The sequence below is a fragment of the Agromyces hippuratus genome (assembly GCF_013410355.1).
Taxonomy (GTDB): domain Bacteria; phylum Actinomycetota; class Actinomycetes; order Actinomycetales; family Microbacteriaceae; genus Agromyces; species Agromyces hippuratus.
On sequence record NZ_JACCFI010000001.1, the window covers coordinates 1196138 to 1211505 of the forward strand.

At 70.7% G+C, this 15368-nt stretch carries 9 protein-coding genes and 1 tRNA gene; 1 reads left to right on the top strand and 9 read right to left on the bottom strand.

Going from position 1 to position 15368, the window contains the following annotated elements:
* Window positions 1-30: 30 nt before the first annotated feature.
* The 8 genes from BJY17_RS05730 to BJY17_RS05765 form a co-directional block, all read right to left on the bottom strand.
* Window positions 31-5256: an Ig-like domain-containing protein gene (locus tag BJY17_RS05730; protein WP_179550505.1), complete on the bottom strand. Its 5226-nt coding sequence runs from the start codon at window positions 5254-5256 to the stop codon at window positions 31-33.
* Window positions 5253-5954 (bottom strand): hypothetical protein, encoded by a 702-nt coding sequence (locus BJY17_RS05735; RefSeq protein WP_179550506.1) that lies wholly within the window; start codon window positions 5952-5954, stop codon window positions 5253-5255. Before BJY17_RS05735 ends, BJY17_RS05730 begins: the two co-directional genes overlap by 4 nt.
* A complete protein-coding gene (locus BJY17_RS05740; RefSeq protein ID WP_179550507.1) occupies window positions 5942-7678 on the bottom strand; it encodes a serine/threonine-protein kinase in 1737 nt (578 codons plus the stop codon). The genes BJY17_RS05735 and BJY17_RS05740 overlap by 13 nt, the downstream gene beginning before the upstream one ends.
* Entirely contained in the window at window positions 7678-8880 is a 1203-nt protein-coding gene (locus BJY17_RS05745) for an FHA domain-containing protein (RefSeq protein WP_179550508.1), read from the bottom strand. Before BJY17_RS05745 ends, BJY17_RS05740 begins: the two co-directional genes overlap by 1 nt.
* Window positions 8861-9754, bottom strand: coding sequence for a PP2C family protein-serine/threonine phosphatase (locus tag BJY17_RS05750; protein WP_322789761.1), 894 nt, complete (start codon window positions 9752-9754; stop codon window positions 8861-8863). The genes BJY17_RS05745 and BJY17_RS05750 overlap by 20 nt, the downstream gene beginning before the upstream one ends.
* 136 nt (window positions 9755-9890) lie before the next feature.
* Window positions 9891-11687 (bottom strand): sulfatase, encoded by a 1797-nt coding sequence (locus BJY17_RS05755; RefSeq protein WP_179550509.1) that lies wholly within the window; start codon window positions 11685-11687, stop codon window positions 9891-9893.
* Complete coding sequence (locus BJY17_RS05760; protein ID WP_179550510.1) at window positions 11684-12964, bottom strand: MFS transporter; 1281 nt, start codon at window positions 12962-12964, stop codon at window positions 11684-11686. Before BJY17_RS05760 ends, BJY17_RS05755 begins: the two co-directional genes overlap by 4 nt.
* 102 nt (window positions 12965-13066) lie before the next feature.
* Window positions 13067-14104, bottom strand: coding sequence for a TerC family protein (locus BJY17_RS05765; protein WP_179550511.1), 1038 nt, complete (start codon window positions 14102-14104; stop codon window positions 13067-13069).
* A 277-nt stretch (window positions 14105-14381) separates the two neighbouring features.
* On the opposite strand from BJY17_RS05765, the gene BJY17_RS05770 reads away from it, so the two are divergent.
* A complete protein-coding gene (locus BJY17_RS05770; RefSeq protein ID WP_179550512.1) occupies window positions 14382-15080 on the top strand; it encodes a TIGR00645 family protein in 699 nt (232 codons plus the stop codon).
* A 156-nt stretch (window positions 15081-15236) separates the two neighbouring features.
* On the opposite strand, the gene BJY17_RS05775 is transcribed toward BJY17_RS05770, so the two are convergent.
* Window positions 15237-15309 (bottom strand) — tRNA-Glu (locus BJY17_RS05775).
* Between the last annotated feature and the right edge of the window lie 59 nt (window positions 15310-15368).

Genomic DNA, 15368 nt, shown 5'->3' on the forward strand with positions numbered 1-15368 from the left:
GCCCTCTTCGACTGCGGGCGATGCCCCCGCTCAACAGTCGGGCACCGTGCGCTCGCCACGGTTCGTGTGCGCGGCCAGCACGAACCATCCGTTGTAGACCCCGCTCGCCTGGGTCATGTAGAAGTAGCTGTCGCCCCAGCGTTGCGACCGGCAGACCGCGTCGACGACCGTGCCGGCCGAGATCATGCCTGCGGGGTTCATCGTGCATCCGCGCTCGGCGTTGGTCGGCGGGTTCGTATAGGTCTCGTTCGGCTCCGGGCACGTGCTCTGCGTCACCGTGGTGCCGTTGACCGGAACCCAGGGCGCGCTCGGCGTCGCCGTGCCCGACATGGTGCGGGGTCCGCATCCGGCGACGTTGCACGCAGCCACGAAGTACCGGGAGCCCGACCCGTTCGCACCGGTCGCCGACGCAGTGGTGCCCGTCGCCGTGCCCGAACCGCCCGGAGTCCCCTCGAAGGTCCACTCGTAGCGCGAGATGCCGCGTCCGCCGTCGTCGGTGGGCGCCGCCCAGTTCAGCGAGAGTCGCGCGTCGCCCGTCGCCGACGCCACGAGGTTCGCGCTCGCGGGTGCGCCCGGCAGGCCGAACGGCGTGCCGGACGCGCTCGACGGCGAGGCACCCGACGTGCCGATGCCGTTGGTGGCCTCGACCTGGAAGCGATACGCCGTGCCGTTCGCCAGGCCCGAGATCACGTGCACGAGGCCTGCGGCATCGGCGGTGAAGTCGGAGCTGCCTCCGTTCCACGACAGTCGGTAGCCCGAGATCGTCGAGTTGTTGTCGGGCGGAGCCGACCAGCGCACGCTCACCGCGCCGTTCTGCTCCGAGACGACCTCAGGCGCCTTCGGTACCTCGGGCCGATCGCGAACGGTCACCATGACCCGGCCCCGGGTCTGACGCGTCGGATCCTTCGTCGCGTCCTGGATTCGGTAGATCACGCTGAGGGTGCCCGTGAACGAGGCGCCGGTCTGCACGGTGATCCCCGTCGACGTGTGGGTCACCGACGCGCTCGAACCGACATCCGTCTGGTCGATCTCGGCGGCGACGACCTGCAGCGCCGTTCCAGGGAACGGATTGACGTCGTTGGCGAGCACGTCGAGCGTCTGCGAGTCGCTGCGGAGCATCTCGAACGGTCCGTCGTCGAGCGCCTGGGGCTTCGCGCGGGTCGACGAGACGACGGTGACGTCGACGTAGCCCGGCACGGTGAACTCGCCGAGCACGACGTCGAACGAGAGGCGCGTCGCCGTTCCCGTCGCGACACCGAGCGGAGCGGAGGCGGTCAGGATGCCGCCGGCCACGGTCGCCTCGATCTCCGGCGTCGTGCCGCGGAGGTTCGCATAGCCCACGCGTTCGAGCATCGCCGGGTTCGGGTGATCGGTCGATGCCCGGAGATCGATCGCGAGCGGAGCCTCGCCGGCCTCGATGGTCTCGGAACGCGGAGTGAAGACGGGCGGGGTGTCGGCGAACTCGGGGTCGCCGACGAAGACCGGGATGGTGAGGAAGACGTTGCGCCGGTCGCCGGACTTCGCGTCGGCCCGGTCGGTGACCTCGAACGTGACCGACGCCTCGCCGCGATAGTCCCGCTTCGGCACGTACTGCAGGGTCTGCTCGTCGACGAACGACGACTCCGCCCAATTCGTGCTCGTCGCGCTGAGCGATCGCACCGGGCGACCCGACGGTGCCACGACGATGTCGGAGACCTGCCAGGAGATCCGCCCGTTCATGGGCACGACGATCCGGTCGAGATCGGCGAGGTACGGGTCGGCCGCGTCCTCGCCGGCGGCCGGAACGACGATGAACGCCATCGCGTCGAGCTCGTCGAGCTCGTTCGTGAGCCGGAACGCGACGGCGAACCGGCGCGAGCTCGGCCGCACCTCGACGCTGCCGTCCTGGAGGATCGTCGCCCGGTCGGCGTTCGGCCCCTCGAGTTGCACGGTGAGGTCGTCGACGACGCCTCCGGGGTTGGTGGCGTCGCGCAGGGGGTCCACCCGCACGGTGTCGACGCCCGCGACGTCGGCCGGCTCGACGACCTGATCCGATGCGGTCGGGGGCTGCACCGTCGCGTCGTGCTTCACGACGACCTGCACGAACGCCGTGTCGGCGCCGCCGTGCCCGTTGGAGACCTCGTATCTCAGGGTGAACGCGCCTTCGTGCTCGGGCGCGGTGACCACCACTCGGCGACGGTCGTCGATCTCGGCCTCGAGAGCGTCGTCGACCTGCGGGAGGTCGACGACGCCGAGCGCTCGTCCGCTCGGGTCCGAATCGTTCAGGAGCACCTCGACGGACGCTCGACGACCCGGTTTCATCTCGATCGCGTCGTCGACGGCGTTCGGCGGTGCCGCGGTCTCGGGTGGCGGGATCACGCCGATCCTGATCGTCCCGGTGGCGCGTTCGCCGAGCGCGTCGTGCACCTCGTAGGCGATCGAGTCGGTGCCGCTGGAGCCCTCGAATGCCTCGTACGTGATCGACGTGCTCGTCTGTTCGACGACGCGGCCGAGCGTCGCCCCGCCGAGCACCCCGGTGAGCACGAGCGAATCGCCGTCGGGGTCGAGTCCGTCGAGCGGGATGTCGACGGTGACGGCGGAAGCTGCGAACGTGCGCGAGGTGAGCGGCGGCAGCGCCGGTCCGGTGTTCGCCGCATCGTCGCGGGCGACGACGGTGAAGGCGATGCTCGCGCGCGCGGTCTGCTCGAAGTCGTCGACGACGGCGTAGACCGCCGTGTAGGTGCCGGGCTCCTCAGGCGCCTGGAAACGCACCCGGGAACGATCCACGAAGGCGACGCCGCCGCCGAGTTCCGTCGAGGCGAGCTCCGGCAGCACCCGCATCGCGGCGGCATCCGGGTGGTAGTCGTTGCCGAGCACGTCCACCGTCGCGATGTCGCCGGCACGCACCTTCGCCGTGTCGTCCACCGCGACCGGCGGCTGGTGCTTCACGAGCGGGGGCACCGGAACGACGGTGACGGTGGCGCTCGACGATCCGCTGCCGTCGGAGACCGTGTATCGCAGTTGCAGCTGCCGGTCGAGCGCCTCGGCCGCGGTGATGCGCAGGGCGGTGTTCGTCAGCACCTCGACCGACACGAGATCGTCGGTCCCGGTGGCATCGACGGACTGCACGGCCAGCACACGACCCGACGGGGACACGTCGTTCGCGAGCACCGACACCGTGGTCGGCTCCCCCGGACGGAGGTACGCGGTGTCGACGACGGCGATGGGCGGCGGGTCCGCTTCGGGCTGCTCGACGATGCGCACGCGAATGAGGCCGACGCTGACGGATGACCCTGCGCCGAGGTCGTACAGCACGGTGAAGTCGCCGGGCTCGGGCGAGGAGAACGCGATCGTGCCCCGCTCGAGATCGGGCGTCGCGGTGAGGCCGCCCGGGACCTCGTCGATGCCGAGCAGTGCGAGCGGCGCGCCCGACGGGCTGAGGTCGTTCACGAGCGGCTCGAGGACCACGGTCTCGCCGGCGAAGCCCTGCGCGAAGTCCGGCGTGCCCACGGGGTTCAGCGCTCCGACGGCCTGCACGTCGACGGTCAACGTGCCGGAGGCGGAGGTCTGCCCGTCGGAGACCGTGTACGCGACCTCCTTGAGCCCGAGCTCGCCGCTCCGATGCTCGAAGGTGACGAATCCGTCGGGGCCGAAGCGGACCGTGTCGCCGCCAGTCGGCGACGCGTTCACCAGGAACACGTCGTCGCCGTCGGGATCCGTCCAGTCGGACAGCACGTTGTAGCTGATCTGCTGCCCCTGCTCCACGCCGACCGCCGCCTCCCGGGAGGCTGCCGGGGCCGCGTTCTCGCCGGCCGGCACGATCCGGACGTTCACCGCCGCCTCGGCGGCACCCGAACGCCCGTCTTCGACCGCGTAGCGGAACGACACCGTTCCGGTGGCGCCCTCAGCCGGCGTGAACTGCAGCGCACGACCGTCGTCGATCAGCTCGAGGCGGCCGAGCGATGCCGCGACGTCGGGCACCGATCTGATGGTGAGCACGTCGCCGTCGGGGTCGGTGTCGTTCTCGAGCACCTCCAGCAGCGTCGTGCGATCGGGGCGCACCCCGAACTCGTCGTCACGCGCCGTCGGCGGGCGGTTGGACTCCGTGCGCTCCGCGAGCGTGTCCTCGAACACCTGCTGGGCGCTCTTCTCGTCGCCCTCCAGCTCGTCGGACTCCTCGGGCGGCGTGACCTCCTCCCAGTTGTCCACGAGGCGGAGGTTCGCATCGACGAGCCAGGTGTTGCCCGAGTTCAGGTCGTTCAGCGCGACCACGTCGCGGTTCACCCGGAACTCGAGCCGGGCGCCGACCGTGACGGGTTCGATCCGCGACTGCAGCGGCTCGGCGTCGCGGCACTGCGAGACGTACGACGACGACGTCGCCCATGCCGCGTGCACGCACCCCTCGACGAGCACCGGCGCGGCGACCTCCTCTGCCGCGCGGGCCGGCTCCGACCCCGCGGCATCCACGTCGATCTCGCGCACCGGCGCCCCGTCGAGCGGCACCGCGAGGAGCGAGGCGGCGCCGGCGACGTACGCCGTGTCGTGCTCGGGGCCGGACTGCTGCAACCGCAGCGCTTCGCCGGGCAGCTCGATCTCGCGCCCCTCGACGAGCAGCACGTCGCGGTCGGTGTCGAGCACGACCGCGCGGTCGCCGACCGCGGCCAGCTGGTGCGCTCCGAACTCGGGCAGGTCGATGGCGAGCGGTGCGCCTCCGTCGCGGGCGAGCCGGTGCAGCTCGTGCGCTCCGGGTTCGGTCACGAACGTCGTGCCGTCGGCGCCGACCGCGACCTCGGCGTCGGCCCCGACCTCGATCGCGGGCTTCGCGCCCGCCGCATCGAACGACAACTCGCCGCCCGCGGGGATCGTCCAGAGCTCGCCGCGCGGCGACAGCACGGCGAGCACGTCGCCGCCGAACGCCACGCGCGACCCGATCGGCACCTCGACGCGCTGCGTCAGGGTCGTGAAGGCGGGATCGATCCGCTCGATCGACCCCGCGTCGCGATCGTAGAGGAAGACATCGGCCCCGTCTTGGAGCACGTCGGCGCCGTTCGACTGCGTCGCGACGGACGCGTCGAGCTCCTCGATCTGGCGGTTCAGGCGGCCGGCGAGCAGTTGCTCGCCGTTGGTGACCCACACCTCGCGCGCCCGCAGGTCGGGATCGGTCACCGGGAACCCGCGGTGCATGGCCGCGACCGTGACCCCGCCGACGGCCATCAGCGACAGCACCACGCCCGAGGCGAGCCCCTTGCGGGCTCGCAGCCAGGCGATCGGGCTCACTCCGCGGCCGCGTCGAGCAGGGGCAGGTCGTCGATGCTCACGAGGCGCGTCGCGACGGCGTACTCGACGAGCCGGGCGCGACGGTTGGTCGCCAGCTTGCCGCGACCGCCGCGCAGACCGTCGACGCCGATGCGGTCGAGCTTCTCGCAGACGTTGTCGAGCTTGCGGTTGAAGGTCGTCATGCTCCAGCCGAGCCGGGCGGCGGCCTCGGCAGAGCTCGGAACGAGTGCCCGCCCGCCGGCCGGCTGCGACAGGACGTTCTCGGCCAGCGAGACCACGAGCAGCCGCTGGCTCGAGGTGAGCGTCACGGGGAGGATCGTCGTCCCCCCGTCGGTGGGTGCCGCGGTGAGGGAGGTGTTGTAGAAGTCCTCTTCGGCGTGCACCGTGAAGTCGTACGTCGTCGCACCTGCGCTGAACATCACGTGCACCGTCTGGAACACGAGCGGCAGCTTCGCGCCGGGAGCGAGCCATGCCTGCACGCTGCCCGTGGCATCGGAGATCGTGGCCGAGAGGATCTGGCCGACGTTGGAGAGCCACCAGAGCCCGTACTCCGCCGAGAGCGTGAGGAACGTGCGATGCAGGTACGGGTTGTCGTCGATCGTGAGGTCGGACTCGCGACCGATCGTGAAGGGCGCTCCGACCTCGACGGTGTAGGTCTCACCGCAGTACTCGACGCGCAGCGGTCTCACGGCGTGCACCCCGTCGCCGACTCGGACAGCTTGCTGCCTCGCTGCACCTGCACCTCGATGCAGGTTCGGATTCCGGACGAGGTGCCCTCGACGGTGATCGTCGACCCCGTGGAGACCTGCGGGTCGCCCGAACCGTCGGAGAGCCGCCAGCGATAACGGTCGTCGGCTTCGGGTTCGGCGTGCGACACCTCGAACGTGACGCTGGAACCGTCGGCGCTCGCGACGCCGGAGGAGACCACGGGCACCGGGATGCTCTGCCCGACGACGGCGTTCTCGCCGCCCGGACCCGTCGTCTCGACGGCGATGGGCCGCACCAGGGAGCCGGACATCGCGATCGCGATGCCGATCACGGCCGCGACGACGACGCCGGCCACGATGGCGACGATGAGGCCGACCCGATTGCGCCGCGGTGCTCCGGATGCCTCGGGCGACGCGCCCAGCGTGCCCACCGCGCCGGCGGGAGCGCCGGCACCCGCGTGGGCGCCGTGGCCGACCGGGCGCACGATGGTCGAATCCGGTGCGGTCGTCGCGTGCGGCGACGGCGCTCCCCCGGCACCCGAGGGCCGCACGATCGTCGAATCCGGCACCTCGACGGCTCCCGGACGACGCACCACGGTGCCGTCGTCGACGAGCGCCCCCGAGGCGGGCACCACGGGAGCCTGCGCCTGGATCTGCTGCGGCGAACGCGCCCGGGTGGCATCCTCATCGCGCGGCGGCGTCCGCGGCGCCTGCGGCGCCTGCGCGTCGACCGTGCGCACCGAGCGGGCGCGCGTGGCATCGTCGTCGTCGGGCTCGGCCTCCTCGCGGGCACTCGCGAGGTTCGGCACCTCGATGTTCGTGGCGGCGTAGCCGAGTTCGAGTTCGACGCGCTGCAGCGCCCTGGCGAACTCGACGGCGCTCGGGTACCGGTCGTCGCGTCGGCTGGCCATGCCCTTGGCGAGCACGGCGATGAGGCTGCGCGGCACGTCGGAGCGGTCCATCGGCGTGATCGCCCCGCGTTCGATCCGCCCGATGAGGTCGAGCGAGCCGTTCGATCGCCCGGGGATCTCGAACGGGGTGCGCCCCGCGATCAGCGTGTGCACGGTCGCCGCGAGCGAGAACACGTCGCTGCGGGTGTCGGGGCGCGGATCGTCCTCGAACATCTCGGGAGGCGACCACGGCACGCTCATGCCGACCGCGGAGGGGCCGGACGCGGTGCCGGAGGCGAGGTCGCTCGCCGTCACCGTGTGCACGGGCAGTTCGCCCTCGAGGTTCGACGAGATCCCGAAGTCGGTGAGGGCGGGCCAACCGTAGTCGTTCGTCAGCACGTTCGCCGGCTTGATGTCGCGGTGCAGGATGCCGGCGGCGTGGGCCGTCGCGATCGCGCCGGCGAGGCGCACTCCCGTGCGCAGCGCGTCTTCGATCGACAGCGGTTGCCGCTTGTACCGTTCGGCGAGGCTCGGGCCGGAGCAGTACTCCATGACGAAGTACGGGCGCCCGTCGGCCGAGACATCGGCGTGGAAGATCGTGACGATGAACGGATGCGCCGACAGCTGCGCCATCAGGTTCGCCTCGGCGACGAACTGCGCCTTGGTGTCGCGGCCGAGGCCCTCGGCGAGCAGCACCTTGACCGCGACCTTGCGTCGCGGCAGCTTCTGCTCGTAGAGGAAGACGTCGGCGAACCCGCCCGACCCGAGCAGTCCGTGCGCGGCGTAGCCGGGCAGCTCCGGCGGAGTGGACGGGGCGCGACGCATCAGCCGCCCACCACTTGGATGGTCCAGCCGCCGCCGAGGTCGACGACGGTGCCGGTGAGCACGGGGGTCGGCTCGCCCGATCGCAGCTTCACGGGGGCCTTGCCGGGCGCCACGACGTGGGTGCCGTTGCGCGAGTGCAGGTCGGTGATGACGACGGTGTCGCCCTCGAGGGCGAGCCGCACGTGGCTGCGCGAGATGTCGGGGTCGCCGAGTCCGATCGTGATGAGCCTCGGGATGCGACCGCCGGACACCTTGCTCACGCTCGGGGCACGTCCGAGCACGACCTCGTGGCCGATCGATTCGAGGGTGCCGTCGGGCATCCGGATGCTGGCCTGAGCCGCAGGGGCGGCCGTCGCCGCCGGCGCTCCCCCGGACGGGCTCGCTGCCGCCCCGCGGGCCGCACGCTCCTCGCGGAGCCGCCGGATGTCGATGCTCGCGACGGTCATCCCGTCGTGGTCGCCGTCGACGGGTTCCGCCACGGCGACGACGGCGGGCGGCCCTGCGGGCAGTCCGTTGGCGAAGGAGGAGGAGGATCCGGCGATCGTCTCCTCATCGGGCACCATCGTGAGTTCGACCGGCACGGTGACGCGGGCGGGCGGCGGCGCCGGTGCTGCCGGGGGCTCCGGTGCGGGCGCAGGGGCGGGCTCGGGCGCAGGGGCGGGCTCGGGCGCGGAGACCGGAGCGGCCGCAGCAGCCGGCGCAGGCGCCGGGGCCGACACGGAAGCAGGGGCGGGAGCCGCCGCTCCGGGCCGGGGCTCGGGCGCGACCGCTTCGACGCCCTCGGAGACGATCGAGCGCAGCGGCACCACGGCTTCGACGACGGGCAGCGCCGGCGCCGAGGCATCCGCACCGCCTTCGACGACGATCTCGATCGAGGAGGCGCCGTCGAGCACGCGCTCGACCCAGGTCGACACGCCCGCGTCGTGGATCTCGTCGGACGCGGAGCGCACGCTGACAGGGCCGCGCACGACGACCCGCGCAGTGCCGGCCTCCTCGTCGCGCACCACGAGGGCGAACGGCGGCGTGGCGGCGAGTCCCTGCGCGGTGAGCCGGTCGAGCACCAGCGAGGTCGGGTCGCCGGTGCCGAGCTCGGGCCAGAGGGCGGTGAGCCGATCGGTCGCATCGGCGCGGACGACGAGGATCACTCCGCCGCGAACGGCGGCGAACCACGCCGCCTCGGAATCATGCCGGTACGTCGCCATCTCCGCCTCCCCCAGTGCGCGGCCGTGTCTCCTCGACCGCTCTCGACAGCCTCCCGCGCCGATCGCGCGTGGTCTCGTCATCGTCGTCGTCGGCCCCGAGCACGGACTCGACGACGATCGCCGTCACGTTGTCGCGACCGCCGTGCGCGAGCGCGAGGTCGACGAGCTCGCCGGCGAGCCCCGCCGCATGCCCCGCGTCGCCCGCGAGGATGTGCGCGATCGAGCGATCGTCGACCTCCTTCGTGAGGCCGTCGCTGCAGACCAGGAACACCTGGCGCCCCGCGGCGGGGATCAGCCAGACGTCGGGGTCGACGAATTCGTCGGCGCCGAGGGCCCGCGTGATGACGTTGCGTTCGGGGTGCCGTTCGGCGTCTTCGGGCTGGATCAGCCCCGCGTCGACGAGTTCCTGCACCGCGGAGTGGTCGACGCTCAACTGGTCGAGGGTGCGGCCGTCCCAGGCGTACACGCGCGAGTCGCCGATGTTGAAGACCATCCAGTGGAATCCGGCGCCGTCGCCGGCATCGACGAGCGCGACGCCCGACAGGGTCGTGCCCGCGACAGCGGTGCCCTCTTCGCCCGCCTCGCTCAGTGCGCGAACGGCCTCGTTCGAGCTGTGGATCGCATCGAGCACCTGCTCGGGCGACGAGGGCACGCCGAACTCGAGATGCCGGGAGAACGTCTCGATGACGGCCCGGCTCGCCGCGTCGCCGCGGGCGTGGCCGCCCATGCCGTCGGCCACGAGGTAGATCGGGGCCTCCGCAAGGAAGGCGTCTTCGTTGACGCTGCGCACACGACCGACGTCGGTTCGCGCGCTGTGCGCGATGAGCGCAGCCCCGCGGGTCAGGGCGACGACGCCCTCGCCATCACCTGACACGGTTCTCCTCGGATCGAGCGGGAAGGTCGGCGGCCGCAGCGATGCATCCGGCGCCGAGCCTCCACGCTAGCAACTCCGAGACCGTCTCGATGACGCCTGTGGAACCGGCCGGTCGCGCGCCGGGCTCGCACCGGGCTCACACCGACGCCGACTCGGCCCCGTCGAGCGCCGACAGTCCCCGTGCGATCTCGTCGAGCGCCGGCCGGCTCACGAGCCCGAAGGCGAGGTTCGCGACCTGCACCAGGCTGAGTTCGAGCGCCTCGGGCGGCAGCGGCCCGTCGACGATCGGGCCGAGCACCTCCCGCACGACCTCCCTGGCGGGCACGCATGCGAGCAGTTCGGCGATCGGCGTGTTCACCGAGTACCGGGTGCCGGCGAAGTCGCCGGCCTCGATCGGGCCGGACCGCGCCGACATCAGCTGCGGCCAATGCGCTTCGACGAGGAGGTGCTCGAGCCCCACCTCCCCCGCGATCGGCAGACCGAGACGGGCGAACTGCTCGGGCGGGGCATCCGCTTCGCGCATGAGTCGCGTCATGAGCGTCGCCATGCGCAGTTCGAGGTCGGCATCGCGCAGCGGATGCTCCTGCCCCGGGTCGGCCGCGAGGTCGAAGAGCATCGTGCCGAAGGCGTGCGGGTCGGCGTAGGCGTAGCCGGGGACGCGCAGCACCGGCATGCCCTTGGTGAAGGGCAGCGGATCGACGAGCTCCGCGTCGCGCAGCACCTCCACGGGCATCCGCCCCCGCATGAAGGTCGGCATGAGCGTGTACTCGGCCAGCGGCGCGTTGCCCGCGTGCACCGGTGCCCGCAGGTAGGCGTACCGGCCGTCGGTGACGTTCACGTGGCCGCCGAAGATGCCGAAGAGCGCACCGTCGCGGTGCTCGGCGTCGTTCGCGATCGCCTCGACGAGCGGCGTGCCCTGCATGTCGGCGCGTGGCTCGACCCCGAAGAACTCGAGCATGGTCGGCCCGAGGTCGATCATCTGCACGAGGGCGTCGCGGCGCTCGCCGCGTGCACCGGAGCGAGGATCCCAGATGAAGAGGGGCGTGTGGATCGTCTCCTCGTAGTACGGCGGCACGTTCTTGCCGAGCCAGTCGTGCTCGCCGAGCAGCAACCCGTGGTCGGTGCAGACGACGAGCATCGTGTCGTCCCAGAGGCCGTGCCGGTCGAAGGCGTCGAGCACGCGACCGAGCGACTCGTCGCACATCGACAGCAGCGCGCTGTAGCGGGCCCGAAGGTGCGCGAGCTCCTCGTCGGACTCGCTGCGCGGTGCGTAGTCGGGCCAGTCGTACTCGGGCCCGTCGTACGCGCTGTCGTAGAGCCGGTGGAACCGCTCGCCGCTGAAGAACGGCTCATGCGGGTCGAATGTCTCGATCTGCAGGAACCAGTCGTCGTCGTTCGCGTTCGTCTCGATGAACTCGAGGCCGGCGTCGAAGGTGCGGCGCTGCGGGTGATCGGCCTCGTCGCGCAGGTGCTGCCGGTTCACCTGGTCCTGTCGGCGCAGTGCGTGGTTCGATGCGAACGGCCGGATGCCCGAGAGGTCGGGGTCGGCGACCTGCCCCTTCCACTCGTCCCCCTCCTGCCCGCGGAAGAACTCGAACGTGCGGAACCGCGGATGATACGTGGCGCCGCCGTCGAGCCAGTAGTGCTGGTGGTCGGTCACGAGGTGGGTCGTCACGCCGTGCTCGCCGAGCATCTCGGGCACCGAGTCGTCGAACGGCTCGAGCGGCCCCCACCCGCGGTGCAGGAAGTTCAGCCGCCCCGTGTGCATCTCGCGGCGGGTCGGCATGCACGGCATGCTGCCGCCGTACGAGCGGTCGAACGTGACCGCGTGCTCCGCGAGCCGGTCGAACTGCGGCGCGTGCACGTCGCGGGCTCCGTAGGGCGGCAGGAACTGCCGGTTCAGGGTGTCGAACATCACGACCACGAGCTTCATCGCACACTCCGCACGCGGTAGATGAGGATGCCGCCGAGCAGCATGATCACCGCGGCGACGGCGTAGAGCTCGCGGTAGCCTGCGACGCTGAGCACGAGCCAGGCGACGAGCGGCGCGATCGGCAGGTGCTGCGCCGCGTTGATGAGCCCGAGGTCGCGGGCCCGGTTCGCGCGATCGGGCAGCACGTCGGTGACGAGCGCCTGATCGACGGAGAGGAACACGCCGTAGCCGAGGCCGAGCAGCACCGCGGCGGCGATCGACGCGTCCCAGGTCGGCACGATCGCGAGCACCAGGGCCGCGGCCGCCTGCAACGCCGCGGCGACCAGCACGAACATGCGGCGGATGCGGAGGCGGTCGGAGAGCAGCCCGCCGAGCCATCCGCTGAGGCCGCAGGCGACGAGGTAGACGAGGATCAGCACGAGCATGCCGGTGTCGGGGTCGTCGACCTTCAGCACATCGGAGAGGAAGTAGAGCAGGTACGTCGTGCCCACCATGTTGCCGGCGTTCACGAGCACGCGCGAGGTCATCGCCCAGTAGTAGTCGTGGTTCGGCCCGAGCGGCGGGATGCGCAGCGCCGCCGAGAAGCGCGTCGTGGCGGCATCCGCCGGTGGTTCGGGGTCGCGAGAGGCCAGGATGAACGGCAGCGCGCAGGCGAGGGCGAGCACGCCGACGATCGCCCAACTGCCGCCGACGTCGGGCACGAGCATCGTGACGATCACCATGCCGATCGCGAGCGCGAGCACCTGCGGCACGCCCATCGCCGCTGAGGCGCGACCACGCTGGAAGCGCGGCACCTGGTCGGCGATCACGGCGGACAGTGAAACGATCACGGCCGCGTAGCCCAGCGAGACGAGTGCCATGAGCACGGCGATCACCACCGGGTCGCGCTGGATGCCCACGAGCGCGAACGAGATGCCGGCGAGGAGGAACCCGCCGAGGATCCAGGACCGGCGTCGCCAGCCGCGGAGTCGCGTGCGGTCGCTCAGCACGCCGAACACCGGCACCGAGACCATGATCACCACGGATGTCTCGCCGAGGAGGAATGCGGTCAGTGCGACCTTGTCATCGGGGGCGACGACCTCGGCGATCTTCGCCATCATGAACTGCCCCGGCAGCATGACGAGGAGCCAGAGGCCGAACCAGGCGAGCGCGAACCGGAGGAGCCATCCGATCGAGACTCTCGACGGCACGGGGCCGGTGGGGACCCGGCCGGCCTCGGCGGGCTCGAGGGGTGCGTTCAGGGGGTCGGGCTCAGGCGCCCGGTCGACGTTGACCATGCAACGAAGTATGAAGTGGGACGACTGTCTAAGTCAATCGTCCCACTTCAGATGGAACGCTTCGAGGCGAGGCACGGTACCCGAGCGCCGCTCCCCCGGGTCTCAGTGCCCGTCGGTGTGCGAGTCCTCGGTGAAGTGCGGCACCTCGTCCATGAGCTTGTGCCCACGCGACTTCGCATCGTGGCGGGCCTTCAGGAGGCTCGCCACAGTCGCGACCGCCATCGCCGCGAGGATCACGCCGAGCGACATCCACGTCGAGATCTCGGGCGCCCACTCGATGTGCTCGCCCCCGTTGATGAACGGCAGCTCGTTCACGTGCATGGCGTGGAACACGAGCTTGACGCCGATGAACGCGAGGATGAAGGCGATGCCGTACTTGAGGTACTCGAGGCGCTCGAGCAGGCCGCCGAGCAGGAAGTACAGCTGACGCAGGCCCATGAGCGCGAAGACGTTCGCCGTGAACACGATGAACGGACTCTGCGTGATGCCGAAGATCGCCGGGATGGAGTCGAGGGCGAAGAGCAGGTCGGTCGTGCCGATCGCGATGAAGACGATGAGCATCGGCGTGAAGAAGCGCTTGCCGTCGATGACCGTGCGGAGCTTGACGCCGTCGTACTCGTCGGTGATCGAGACCCGGCGGCGCAGGATCCGCACGACGAAGGTGTCCTTCTCCTCGTCGTCTTCATGGCCGCGCACCTGCTGGATCGCGGTCCACACCAGCCAGGCGCCGAAGATGTAGAAGATCCACGAGAAGTTCTCGATGAGCGAGGCGCCGAGCAGGATGAAGATGCCGCGCAGCACGAGCGCGATGATGATGCCCACCATGAGCACCTCCTGCTGCAGCTTCCTCGGCACCGCGAACTTCGCCATGATGATGACGAACACGAAGAGGTTGTCGATCGAGAGGCTGTACTCCGTCAGCCAGCCGGCGAGGAACTGCCCGGCGAACTCGCCGCCGGCGAAGAAGTACATGAGCCCTGCGAAGATCAGCGCGAGCACGACGTAGAAGACGACCCAGAGGGTCGACTCCTTCATCGAGGGCACGTGCGGCCGCTTCAGGACGAGCAGGAGGTCGGCGATCAGGATCAACGTCAGGACGACGAGGGATCCGATTTCGAACCAGATGGGGAGTTCGAGCAACGTGGTGCCTTTCGGAGTTTGCGGGGACGACGGAATCCGAAAGTCTCTCCCCCTGCCGATTCGCAGGTCCCACGCCCGGAGCGGCGGCAACGGCGCTCGTACTGACGATCGTGGGTCGAGGCCTGGCCTCGCGGGATACTCCCCTTCGCTCCCGCGAGTCTAGTCGACCGCCGCACGCGCTCGCCCTCGCGCTCGCCGTTTCCGATCGCCCCCGCGCTCGCGGTTTCCGCTCGCCACGCGCCCGTAGACTCGTGCTCCCACCAGAAGGAGAGTGCCTGTGAGCTCGACACCCCCCACCCGCCAGTACCGCGCGACCCCGGGCTCCGCCCTCGTCGGCTACGCGATCTTCGCGAGCCGCTGGTTGCAGGCGCCGCTCTACCTCGGACTCATCGTCGCCCAGACGATCTACGTCGTCGTCTTCATGGTCGAGCTCTGGCACCTCGCCGAGGGCGTGATCGCGCACCCCGAGAAGATCGACGAGGCGGACATCATGCTCGCCGTGCTCGGCCTCATCGACGTGGTGATGATCGCGAACCTGCTCATCATGGTGATCATCGGCGGCTACGAGACGTTCGTCTCGCGCATCAACGTCGACGGACACCCCGACCAGCCCGAGTGGCTCAGCCACGTGAACGCCAACGTGTTGAAGGTCAAGCTCGCGATGGCCATCATCGGCATCTCGTCGATCCACCTGCTCAAGACCTTCATCGAGGTCGGCGACATGACCGACGGCGTCGCCAAGGGCACCGAGACGGGGCAGGACTACACGTGGGAGGGCGTGATGTGGCAGGTCATCATCCACTCCGTCTTCATCCTGTCGGCGCTCGCGCTCGCGCTCATCGACCGCATGTCGTACCACAAGGTCGCCCCGCACGAGGTGCACGACGGCGTGCCGGTCGCCTATCCCGACGCGCAGTCGGGGCTCGGCGCTGCGGCGCCCGCGCCCGAACCGATCGAGACCGGCCCGCGCCACTGACGCGCACGTCGGGGCGCGGCATCGAACGGATGCCCCGCCCCGACGGCGTTCGGCGGCGCCGAACCTCCGGCCGCGAACCCGCACGGTGCCCGAAACGCAGAAAAGCCCTCGCGAACGCGAGGGCTTTTCCACTTGTGTTGTCGCATGTCACATACGTGACCCCAGCGGGATTTGAACCCGCGCTGCCGCCGTGAGAGGGCGGTGTCCTAGGCCGCTAAACGATGGGGCCGAATCGACAACTTGAAGAGTATGACACAGCTTCGGGGCCGCTGCAAAATCGAGGCCGCC

Excerpts from the sequence above, each read along its gene's own strand:
- BJY17_RS05740 (WP_179550507.1), bottom strand. The coding sequence starts at position 7,678 with ATGCGTCGCGCCCCGTCCACTCCGCCGGAGCTGCCCGGCTACGCCGCG.
- BJY17_RS05745 (WP_179550508.1), bottom strand. The coding sequence starts at position 8,880 with ATGGCGACGTACCGGCATGATTCCGAGGCGGCGTGGTTCGCCGCCGTT.
- BJY17_RS05755 (WP_179550509.1), bottom strand. The coding sequence starts at position 11,687 with ATGAAGCTCGTGGTCGTGATGTTCGACACCCTGAACCGGCAGTTCCTG.
- BJY17_RS05760 (WP_179550510.1), bottom strand. The coding sequence starts at position 12,964 with ATGGTCAACGTCGACCGGGCGCCTGAGCCCGACCCCCTGAACGCACCC.